Raw genomic sequence first — 11,267 nt, 5'->3', positions numbered from 1 at the left:
CCTCTTCGACACCGAGATCCGGCGGGTGGTGTGTTCGACCAACGCGATCGAGAGCGTGAACGCCCGCATCCGCCGCGCGGTCCGTGCCCGCGGGCACTTCCCCAACGAGCAGGCCGCACTGAAATGCGTCTACCTCGCCGTCATGGCCCTCGATCCCACCGGCACAGGCCAGAAACGCTGGATCACCCGATGGAAAGCGGCGTTGAACGCCTTCGACATCACCTTCGAAGGCCGACTCACCGCCGGACGGAAGTAACTCAACCAACCCGAGTTACACCGTTATCTGGACAGACCCGCGATGTCGGGTGGTTCGGGGTGCCGAGCACCCGGTACATGAGCGCCGTGGGCGCTATGCCGGTGGCGCGGTGCTGATGATGCGGTGGATGGTGGAGCGGCCGACGCTGTATTCCTTGGCGAGGTCGGCCAGGCTCGCGTCGTCGGCGGGGTCGTGGTAGCGGCGGTGGATCGTTTTCCGCGCTGCGAGAGGCAGTTTCGGCTGTTTGCCCTTGAGGCGACCTTTCGCGCGGGCCTTGGCCATGCCCTCGCGGGTGCGCAGGTGATTGAGGTTCGCCTCGAACTCGGCGACCATGGCGAGGGTTTGCAGGAAGAGCTTGCCGAACGGGTCGTGCCAGTCGTAGATCGAGGTGCCGAGCCCGAACAGCACGTCGCACTCGCGCAGGCCGGTCAGAATCTCCCCGGCCTCGGCCATGTTCCGCGCGAACCGGTCGAATTTCGTTGTCGTCAGCACCACCTGACGCCCGGTGATGGCCGCGGCGGCCGAGGTGACCGCAGCGAGCGCGTTATCGAGCCCGGTGCGGTTCTTGCGCGTCGTGCCGGAGAAGCCTTTGTCGATGAAGATCCGTTCGCGCGGTACCGCGAGTGCGAGAAGCTGATCGGTCTGGATCTCGACGTCCTGCTCGTCGGTGGAGCAGCGGCAGTACCCCACCCGGAATGGCTCACTCATGGTCGGATTGTTCCGGATAGCGGGGGTTGATCGGGAAGGTTCGCGGAACACCTCTACGGAACACTCGTGAGCTGGGCTCCGAGCCGCGCGACGGGGTGTTCCGTTGGTGGATCGGCTTACGGAACAGCCGCCGAATACCGGTGCGAGGGGCCCGGTGGGAAGTGTGGTGGATTGTCGGGTGGGGTGTGGACGATGAGGATGTCGCAGTGGGCGTGGCGGGTGAGTTCGATGGGCAGGGTGGGTAGCCAGCGGGCCAGCAGCGGGTGGCGGTGGGGGTGGCCGGTGACGATGAGGTCGGTGCCGGTGGTGGCGGCCAGGTGGAGCAGGGCGTGCAGGGTGGGTGGGGCCAGGATGTGGGTGCCGATGTCGGTGGCGCCGTGGGTGGTGGCGTGCTGGTGTGCGGTGCGCAGGATGGCGTCGGTGGGGGTGGTGCCGCGGATCTGGTAGGCGTCGGGTCCGAGTCGGTCGAGGTCGGGGCCGAGGGTATGTGGGTCGATGTCGTGGCGGGCGCACAGGATGAGCAGGCGGGCGTGGCTGGCGTGGGCGAGTTCGGCGGCGTGGTCGACCACGCGGTAGGAGCGGTCGGAGCCGTCGGTGTCGACGAGGATGGTGTGGTAGGCCGTCATGACGGGGCCTTTCACGGGACAGGGCGGGTGGTTCGGTCCGACGGTGTGCTCGCCGGTTCGGGCACCGCGGTCGCGGTGCGGGTCGGGGTGCGTGCGGGTCCGGGGGCGAGGATGGCCAGCACGAGCGCTCCGGCTGCGGTGATGGCCGCGAGCGCGAGTGCGGCGCGGGTGCTGCCGTGGACGAACGCGGTTTTGGCGAACTCGGCCAGCGGGCGGGCGGCGGGTCCGGCGCGGTCGGTGACTTGCAGGGCGGCGGCGAGGGAGTCGGCGACCGGTCCGCGGGCGGGTTCGGGCAGTCGTGGCAGGGCGGGTTGGATGTGGTGGGTGTATCCGGCGGCGAGGACGCTGCCGGCCACCGCGATCCCGATGGCCGCGCCGATCTCGCGGGCGGCGTCGTTGACCGCGGCGGCGACTCCGTGTTTGGCCACGGGGGTGTCGGCGACGATGGCGTAGGTCGCCGGGGCGGTGCACAACCCGAGCCCGGTGCTCAGGATCAGCAACGGCCACAACAGGTCCGGGTAGTCGGCGGCCAGGGTCAACCGGCTCACCAGCACCAGTCCGGTCGCGATGGTGAGCAGCCCGGTGACCGTCATCGCCCGTAGCCCGACCCGGCTCGACAGCCACGGCGCGATCACCGAAATCGCCACCAGCGGCACCATCAACGGCGCCAGGGCCAGCGCCGAGCCCAGCGGCCCGTAGCCGAGGATCAGTTGCAGGTATTGCACCAGCAGCAGGAACACCCCGAAGGTGACCAGGAACTGGATGGTCACCGACAGCGCTCCGGCGCCGAAACCCCGGCGGGTGAACAACCGCACATCCAGCAGCGGTGCCGCGACCCGCAGTTCCACGATCACGAACACCACCGCCGCGGCGACACCGAGCCCGAGGGTGGGAGTCACGAGCGGGTCGAGCCAGCCGCGTGAGGGGATCTCGACGCAGGCGTACACGATCGCCGCGATCGCCGCCGCGACCGCGACCGCACCGGCCCAGTCCACCGGGGGGTGTTCATGCTGGCGGGATTCGGCGATGGTGCACGCCAGCCCGGCCAGTATCACCCCGGCCGCGGTCAGCCCGACGAACACCGATTCCCACGACCACCGCGCCAGCAGCAGCCCCGAGCCGAGGATCCCGAGCACCGCGCCGGACCCGGCGACCCCGGCCCACACCCCGACCGCGCGTCCGCGTTGGGTCTCGGGCAGTCCCGCGGTCAGGATCGACAGCGTGGAGGGCATCACCAGCGCCGCCCCCGCCCCCGCGAGCGCGCGGGCGGCGATCAGCCACACCGGCCCGGACAGCAGCAGTGGCAGCGCTGAGGCTACGGAGAACACCGCCAGGCCCGCGATGAGCACCACGCGGCGCCCGTAGCGGTCGCCCACCGCGCCGGCGGGCAGCACCAGGCACGCCAGGACCAGGGTGTAGCCGTCGACGATCCAGGTCAGCTGTGATTGGGTCGCCCCGGTCGCGACCGCGATCAGCGGCAGCGCCGAATACAGTGCCGCCATCGCGGCGACGACCAGCGCCACGGCCAGGCACGACACCGTCAGCATCCACCACTCGGCCCGCGCCAGCACACTGTGACTGCCACTGGTTCCCGGTGCGTTCACGGGCACCTCCCACACGACGAAACCATCGGTATCGCTTCGCTACCATCAGTATCACAATTGGTGGTGTTGCGATAGGGTCGGAATCGGACGCATTCACCGCCGCCCGTTTCCTTGGAGGTCTGCCCGACCATGACCGCCCGCGACCAGGCCGACACCCGCACCGGACCCGCCGCGCCCCAGCCCCCCGCCGGCGAGGACGGTGAGGATCTCGATCAGGCTGATCCGCGGTTGGCGCGCTCGCGGGCCCGGTTGCTCGACGCGGCCACCCACCTGCTGGCCACCGGCGGTATCGACGCGGTCACCATCGACGCGGTCACCCGCACCTCGAAAGTCGCGCGCACCACCCTCTACCGGCACTTCGGCAGCAGCACCCACCTGCTCGCGGCCACCTTCGAACGCCTACTCCCGCGCGTGGACACCCCACCCGACGACGGGCCCGTACGCGAGCGGCTGATCGCGCTGCTCACCGCCCAAGCCGACCTGATCGAGAACACCCCCATCCAGCTGACCACCCTGGCCTGGCTGGCCATGGGATCCATCCCCGCCGAACCCGCCGACACGGCCCCGGACTCGGCCGCGGTCACCTCCCTGCGCGCCCAGGTCATCCGCCGCTACCGCGAACCGTTCGACCACATCCTCACCAGCCCTGAGGCCCGCACGCTGCTCGGCGACCTCGACACCACCTTCGCCATCATCCAACTCCTGGGCCCGATCGTCTTCGCCCGCCTCACCGGGCTACGCGGCATCGACCACCACGACCGCGTACGCCTGGTCGACGACTTCCTCGCCGCCCACCACACCCACCCCAGCCACGAGTAACCGACACAGCTCGCCGCGGCACCCGATCGGATCAGAACAGGGTGTCGCGCACCCGCAGCGGCCGGTACCCGGTAGGGCCGAGCGCGGCGAGTTCGGCGGCGATGTCGACCTCGATCGCGCCGAAGAAATTGATGTTCTCGCTGTGGGCGGGGCTGATGTGGGCCAGCACCTCGGCGTCTATCCGGCGGCCCTGACGACGCATCTGATCCACCGCGAGCCCGTAATACTCTGTGGTCCAGGTGATCACCGCGTTCGTGGCCAGCGTCAAGCACCAGGCTTGTTCGGTCTGGGCTTGCAGAGGTCGGGCGCGGAAGGCGCCCTCGTGGGCGTAGATGAGGTCGCGTTTGAGGGCATGGATGGATTCGCCCTTGTTGAGCTGGCGCGAGATCTTGCGCCGGTAGTCCGGATCGGTGAGATACCGGCAGGCGTAGACGGTGCGGCGCATCGCACCGTATTCCTTCAGCGCTGCGGCGAGGGCATTCTGGCGGCCCGACGCGGACAGCTTACCGACCAGCAGGGACGCGGTCGCGTGCCCGAACTTCAGCGACCCGGCCAACCGGAGCAGGTCGTCGTAGTGCTCGGCGATCAAACCCAGATTCAGCTTGCGGGTCAGCAGCGGACCTGCGTGCGGGAACCGCGCCTCGGCATCAGAGCGCGGCACCGGCCGGTACAGGGTGATCTTGCCCAAATCCCGGATGCGCGGGGACAGCTGCATCCCGAGTAGATCGAACAGCGCGAAGTTCACCAGGGTAACCCCATGGGTGTCGGTCGCGTGCTCGGTGATCGGCAGATCCGTTGCGTTGCCGAGGATTTCATCGAGCACGTAGTGGGCTTCACGGCGGGTCGTGACGATCACCTTGGTGCCGTAGGTGGTGTGCTGATCGGTGACATGGGTATAGGTCGACAGGCCCTGCTCGGCGAAGAAGTGATTGACCGCGCGGGCGGTGACCGATTTGCCGCGGGTGGGAAACCGCTGCCCGTCCGACGAGGACAGGGTTCCGGTGCCGAACACCGTGGTCAGCGGCAGTCTCTGGTGGTAGCCGATGAGCGCCAGATTCGCCGCGCGCAGCGTCTCCTCCCGCACATACCACTCCGCCGTCCAGGCCAGGATGTCATAGGAGATCCCCGACGCCGCGGCCATATTGGTCAATCCGAGGTTCGTGGAGTACGCCAGCAGCACCGCGATCAGATTGCGTTTCAGCTCCGGGCTGCGGGCCTGTTTACCGCCTGCGTGTGTGAAACAGTCCAGGTAGCCGGTGCGTTTGCCCAGCTCGATCAGCAGCGACACGATCGGCGCGAACGGCAGCATCTCGGTCAGCTCGGCCTTCAACTCGATCGCCTCGGCCGGAATGTCCTCGGCGGTCAACGGGGAGATCACCAGATCGCCATCCTCGTCCAGGCGCACCGCCCCGTCCCCGGCGCCGAGCATCTGCTCCAACTCTGCGACCGCTGCACCCCACTCGTCGGTCAGCACGGCCAACGCACGCGCCGGATCAGCCGGTTTGCCGACCAGGCGACAGAATTCGCCGCGCTGGGGCTCCCACTGTTCGGGCGTGAGCAGGTAGGCGGCCGGGTCGCCATAGCGGCGAGACCCGGGCACGAACACATCGCCAGTGCGCAGACCATCCCGTAACCCGAGCAGCACGCACAGCTCCCAAAAGTGCCGGTAAGCCACCGTATTCCCGGTCTTGCGCGCCTCGTCGAGATAGCCGCGCCACTTGGTCGGCACGAACCCCGTCGGTGCGTCGTCGAACACCTTGCGGCGACCGGTCGCGTTCAGCTCCCGCAACATGTCCACCGCAATCAGCAACTCCGTCGCCGCCGTGCCACCGGCGAACCGCACCGCCGACAACACCGCCGGAGTGAACTTCCGCAAATACGAATACGACATATCGAGAGCGGCCAAGTGCCCATGATCGCGCGGCAGCCGAGGTTTGGCCTGCGCAACCGCGGCCCGCAACCGCTCCAACCCGATGCCCTCACCCCGAATCAGGCCGCCGACATTCTCATCGGGGACCTGAGGGTCGATGAGAATCTCCAGCAGGTCATCCAGCAGCGCCTGCCGATCTTCCCCGGTCTTGGCGCGCTCGGCCAGCTCCTGCTGCATCCGGTTCTCCGCGGCACTGAACTTCCCCGACAGCGCCTGATCGAACAGCGCCACCACCTCATCGAGCACATCGGTCCCCGACTGCGCCAGCACCGTCAACAAGATCGGATACCGGCGTTGCGGATCACGCCGCTGCAAAGCTTACCCGGTCAGGCGGCGACCCAAGGTGGCCAGGAACCGGCGGCGTTCCGCCGGAAGCACCGACAGATCCAGGGTGTCCGCGCCGAGGCCGCGTACGAACCCCAGCTTCTCGACCTCGTTGCGCACTGCCGCCGCCGACGCCTCCACCGGGCCGGTCGACAACCACCGCAACCGCGACATCCGGATCGAGGCATCGGTAACCAGCAAGCCGTCCAGCTCCGCGCAGCGTTGCGGAGTCAGCTCGTGTGCCAACCGGTCGTAGGTCTCCCGTTGCGCCTGCTCACGCGCATGCACAACACGGCGAACCACCGTGTCAGGGCTGGGCCGGATCACCCGCGCCGAGAGCAGATACTCACACCCCAACCGGAACAGCAGCGTCGGCGAATCATGCTCCATCGCCCGCGCCAACAAGAACTCGTCCAGCTCCTTCAACTCCATCGCGCTCGCCGAGCGCCACCCCAAATATTGAGCCGCCAACCGCAGATGCTCGGTGCGCGTCTGTGCCCGCTTCCCATACGAACGGATCATCGACACATCGACTTCCAACTGCTGCGCCAGCCGGGCCACCACCACCGGCGGCGCGGCGGCCACCTTGTCCGGCACGAACCCCAGCCAAGGCAGCGTGCACAACGCCACAGCCAGACCAAGTCGCTCCGCCGGGCCACGCCCGCGGCCCGGTGTCAGGAACGCGATATCGGCCGGGGTGAGTGTGAAGAACCCGAACAGCTCCTCGCGGCTGATCTCCGGAAACTCCCGCAGACGCGCCAACTCCTCGGCCGCGAACACCTGCATCACCACGAAACCCGACCTCCAGCACACCGACCAACCTCATCGGCAGCCAAGCCAAGCACCAATCATGTTGCCCCGCAGCATGAACGAAAACCCAGACATCACCGCTGGTCACGCCATTGTCGTTGATTTCCGCCCGATTACTACCCGAACCCCTAACCGGTCGCCGCCGGGAACGGGGGCGAGGTACACCGAGCCAGGTTGCTGCCGACACCTCGGCGCGAACTTCCCGGAACGGCCCGGTCTAGAAGGGTTCGACGGCAGCCATCAGGCGGAAGTCGGGGCCGAATCCGAGGTCTTCGACGGCGATGTTTTCGCCGGGCAGGTCGAACCATCCCGGTGGTGCCGGTGCGGACGGTAGGCCGGGGGTCGGCGTGTGGTGGGTCAGTGTGCAGGCGTGCAGGGGGCCTTTGGATGCGTCGAGGATGCGGCGCATGTGCGGGTCGATGTGCCTGACGAACAGTGTGCTCATGCTGGTTTTGTCGTCGGAGACGCGGGCGGCTTCGAACATGCGGTGGATGGCGGCGAAGCGGACCACGACGGCGCCGTGGTCCCACCAACGCGGGCACCAGGTATAGGTACCTTCGCGGTTCTGTCCGACGATGCGCACCGCGGTGACCGGCAGGAGCCATTGCTCGACGAAGTCTTCGACGGCGGTGAACCGCAGTGCCGGCGCTTTCGCGTTGTCGCTGTCGTTGCCGGTGTCGTTCGGTGCCGGCTTCGCTTTGATCCGTGGGAGTTTGCCGGGCGGGACCGGTGTGCCTGCCAGCGGGGGTAGTGCGGTGTGGCGGGCGCGGGTGCATCGGTGCAGTGGTCCGTTGGCGGCGTCGAGGATCCATGACATGTGCGGATCGAGGTGTTCGAGCAGGTAGGCGCTCATGGTCTGTTTGTGGCGGGCTGCTTCGAAGGCCGTGTGTAGGTGTGCGATACGCACGGCCACCGATCGGTGCAGCCACCACCGCTGGCACCAGGTGTAGGTGCCTTCGCGGTTGTTCTCAGCCAAGCGCACCTGGACTACAGGCAACAGCCACTGCTGCGCGAAGACTGTGAAGTGGGGATACCTTGGTGGCTTCGGCTTGTCCTTCGACTGTTTGCGCTGTCGGGCGGGCATGTTGGGAAGGGGTTGCTGGGTCATACTTCCTTGCCCTCGGGGTCGGAAGACTCGACGGATACCGGCTCGGCGGCGGTCGCCGGAGCAGGGTCGGCGGGTTCGAACAGCGCCAGTGATCGTCGGATGTCGGCGGCGTCGGCGAGTTCCCACCAGGGGACTTTGCGGACGAGGATCGGTTTGTGGGTCGGCAGGCGTACCAGGGCGCGACTTTTCGGCATCGCGTTCAGGTCGGCGACGGTGAGGTTGGCTTCGCTGCGCCAGGTCGTGGTCTGGCTGGTACCGGCGGGGCCGGTGCTGTGGGAGCGGTCTTCGACTTCGTGTTCGTCGGCCATGGTCGCCCACCGTTGGAGGTAGTCCGGGTCGCCGATGCCGCCGCCGTAGATCTCGATCGACTGCGCCCGGATCGTCGCCAATCCTCCCGCACCCCAGAGCTTTTCGCCTTGCTCAAGGACTTGGATGAACGTCATCAGCAGCACGCCGTGGCCACCGGCGTAGGTGTAGTAGTCAGGCAGTTCGGCGATGCGGCAACAGTTCGCCGCCTCGTCGAGCACCCCCAGCAGCGGCACTGCGAGCCGGCCGTCGGGACGACGCCGCGCGGCACGCAACGCCGCTTCCAGGAGTTGACCGACCAGGGCTGTGGTGAGCGGGGTGGCGCCGTCCGGGCCGGCCATCGACAACGCGTAGAGGGTGTCGCGGGAGGCGATGAACTTCTCGGGAATGAACTGAGGCAGTTGGTGAGTGCGTGACTCGAGTCGGTAGCGCACGGTGACGGTGTCGCCGTTGTCGACTGCGTCGATGGAGCGTCGTTGCGGTGGTATGACCATGCGCGCGTAGTCGTCGTCGGCCAGCACGTCCAGAAACCGTCGGGCCATGTCGAACAGTCCGTCGCGTTGCCGGGCGTAGAGGGCTTGGGCGTCGGTGATGCGTTGGGCGGCGCGGACGTGCCCGAAGCGGCGCAGGATCAGTGCGGGCGTGGGGTCCTGGTCGCGTGAGAGCCATTCACCGACATGCAGCAGGTCTCCTCCCGCGCGGGCGGCGGCGAACATGTACAGCGCCAACAGTGTTTGCGCGCCACCATCGAAATAGCTGTCCACGCGGGCGTCTGGGTCACGGCTCGCCGCGACCCAGAACGAGGCCAGTTTGCGGGCCGCGGCGAGGGTGTCGACCTGGGCGAGCAGGTCGACCCAGAACCCGACCTCGGTGTGGCCGGTCACTCCTTGCTGATCCATCAGCCAGATCCGGCCAACGCGTTCGCGTGGCAGCCGGGTGTGGCGGTAGAGGTCGGGCCGGTTGCTGGTCGCGATCACCGGGCCCCAGGCTGCCAGCACCGCCGGTATCGCCCACGCCATGGTTTTCCCGGTCCGGGTTCCGGCCGCGATGAACGCGCCGAGTTCGGCGGGCAAATACAGCCATACGTTGCCCACCACCGTCTGCCCGAGAGGCGGGCCGGTGATGTCGCGGACCTCCTGCGGCGCATCGGCCAGTAGCCGCGTCGCGACCTTCGCGTTGTCGCGTTCACGCGCGATCGTCAATCCACTGGGTCGTTGCATCGTGCTTGCGGCACTGTCGATCTCGACATACTTACCGCGTCGTGGCGCCACCACCGCGACCCCCGCCACGGCCACAACGAGGAATCCGACGACCACGAGGCTGGACTGCCACGGCCACCGACGCTGCCCCGAGACGACCTCGAGCAACGCGCCGGCCGGGTTGATGTTCACCGTGAGCCCGGCCCACAGACTGCCCACCGTCAGCGCCGCCCACACGCCCACGGCGATCGCGCAGATCACCAGCCCTGCAACCAGTTTCGCGGTGTCCTCACTCGTCCCGTTGCGGCGACGGCGGCGGACTTGCCGGGCCCCGCTCATCTTCTGGCCTCCATCCCGACGGCGTCGGCCCGGCGGCGGTGGCCGGTCACTGTCCCGGCTCCGCCTCGGCGGGTGTGGCGACGGTCTGTGCGAGCTGGTCGGGTGCGGCGGTGACGACACCGTTGTCGTTGATCCAGGTCGCGGCCTGGGCTTCTTCGAACGAAGCGCTCAGCAGCTGGCCCGCCGACGGGGCCGCGACGGGGTCTGTCCCAGGTTCGGGTGGGCTCGTTCGGGTTGTGTCGAGCGGGTGGGTGCCTGCGACGTGGCGGTGCCAGCGGTCGGTGGCTTCGTCGACGATATGCGGGTAGCCCGCCGAGTCCATGAGCGTGACGGTGTGCTCGGCGTCGGAGGCGTGCGCGGTGATGCGCACGTGGGCGGCCAGGTCACAGCCGAGCCTGCGCAGCTGGTCACGCACCCAGTCGGCGGTCTGCGTCTCGCTGGACAGATCACTGCCCGACTGCAACCGCACCGGCGCCGAAGCACCCGGCTGGGTAATTTCGATCGCCGCGGTGTAGAGCATCGACGCCGTGCCCGCACCAGCGCCCGCTACTACATTCGCGTCTGGGGTGGCGGGCTGGGATCGAAAGTTGTGCGACACCAGTGCTGCGGTGTCGGCCTGCCACCGGTCGAAGATCGCGTCGAGGTCTGCTCCACCTTCATGTTGCAGTCGTGCCACCCGTTCGCGCAGGGCCTCAGCCTGTTCGCTCGCGGCGATCCGCTGCGTGCGTTCTGCCTCGGCGGTGCGCATCGCCCGCTCGTAGTCGGCCTGCCGTGCCATGGTGTCGAACACCGTGCGGTCACGCTCGACCGCCAGCCGAGCGATTGCCGCTGGATTGTCCGTGGACCGGATTCCCATAGATCCGGCCGTGTAGGCGGCCTGGATGTCATTGTCGGGGATGGCCGCCTCGAGAGCGTCCCGGCGTGCGTCACGTAATGCCTGCGCGGCGTGGGCGACCCGGTCCATCGCGGTATCGATCGCCGCGGCCGCGGCGGGGTCGCGGAGATCGTGGGGCCCCAGTGCGGCACCGACGGCGTCTGCGAGGAGGTTGCGCTCGGCGGCGCGATCCTGCACGGCGGCAAGCAACACCGTGCGGCGTTCGCCGACCGATACCGGTGTCGTGGGGTCAGCGGCGGCGGCCGATGATGCCTGGTGGGGTGTCGTGGTTTGAGTGTCGTTGAGCCCGTGGGGGTTCGGCATGGGCAACCTCGTGCACTGATTCCGTCAACTGTCGGTCGCC

At 68.2% G+C, this 11,267-nt stretch carries 8 protein-coding genes and 1 pseudogene; 2 read left to right on the top strand and 7 right to left on the bottom strand.

Translation table 11 applies throughout. The annotated features are described in order from the left end of the window. On the top strand, window positions 1–256 hold a 256-nt coding region (locus tag NA3_RS27905; RefSeq protein WP_167355051.1), incomplete at its 5' end, for a transposase. 93 nt (window positions 257–349) lie between these two features. Here NA3_RS27905 and NA3_RS27900 read toward each other — a convergent pair. The 3 genes from NA3_RS27900 to NA3_RS27890 form a co-directional block, all read right to left on the bottom strand. Beyond that, window positions 350–964, bottom strand: coding sequence for a recombinase family protein (locus NA3_RS27900; RefSeq protein ID WP_062966591.1), 615 nt, complete (start codon window positions 962–964; stop codon window positions 350–352). A 116-nt stretch (window positions 965–1,080) separates the two neighbouring features. Further along, window positions 1,081–1,590 (bottom strand): universal stress protein, encoded by a 510-nt coding sequence (locus NA3_RS27895; protein ID WP_062966590.1) that lies wholly within the window; start codon window positions 1,588–1,590, stop codon window positions 1,081–1,083. A gap of 11 nt (window positions 1,591–1,601) precedes the next feature. Next, entirely contained in the window at window positions 1,602–3,194 is a 1,593-nt protein-coding gene (locus tag NA3_RS27890) for an MFS transporter (RefSeq protein ID WP_372464295.1), read from the bottom strand. 129 nt (window positions 3,195–3,323) lie between these two features. On the opposite strand from NA3_RS27890, the gene NA3_RS27885 reads away from it, so the two are divergent. Continuing rightward, entirely contained in the window at window positions 3,324–4,013 is a 690-nt protein-coding gene (locus NA3_RS27885) for a TetR/AcrR family transcriptional regulator (protein ID WP_062966646.1), read from the top strand. Window positions 4,014–4,044: 31 nt separating this feature from the next. Here NA3_RS27885 and NA3_RS27880 read toward each other — a convergent pair. The 4 genes and pseudogenes from NA3_RS27880 to NA3_RS27865 all read right to left on the bottom strand — a co-directional run bounded on the left by NA3_RS27880 (window position 4,045) and on the right by NA3_RS27865 (window position 11,227). Then, a pseudogene (locus NA3_RS27880) lies at window positions 4,045–7,059 on the bottom strand (Tn3 family transposase). Between the two features lie 235 nt (window positions 7,060–7,294). Further along, window positions 7,295–8,185 (bottom strand): DUF4913 domain-containing protein, encoded by an 891-nt coding sequence (locus NA3_RS27875; protein WP_084491915.1) that lies wholly within the window; start codon window positions 8,183–8,185, stop codon window positions 7,295–7,297. Beyond that, window positions 8,182–10,029 carry a type IV secretory system conjugative DNA transfer family protein gene (locus NA3_RS27870; protein WP_062966588.1) on the bottom strand — a complete coding sequence of 616 codons (1,848 nt, stop codon included), beginning with the start codon at window positions 10,027–10,029 and terminating at the stop codon, window positions 8,182–8,184. The genes NA3_RS27875 and NA3_RS27870 overlap by 4 nt, the downstream gene beginning before the upstream one ends. 46 nt (window positions 10,030–10,075) lie before the next feature. Beyond that, entirely contained in the window at window positions 10,076–11,227 is a 1,152-nt protein-coding gene (locus NA3_RS27865; protein ID WP_062966587.1) for a hypothetical protein, read from the bottom strand. Between the last annotated feature and the right edge of the window lie 40 nt (window positions 11,228–11,267).

The sequence above is a fragment of the Nocardia africana NBRC 100379 genome (genome assembly GCF_001612635.1).
In the GTDB taxonomy this organism is placed as follows: Bacteria; Actinomycetota; Actinomycetes; order Mycobacteriales; family Mycobacteriaceae; genus Nocardia; species Nocardia africana.
Note: the sequence above shows the minus strand (reverse complement) of the source record. Positions and strands in the feature narration are given on the sequence as shown.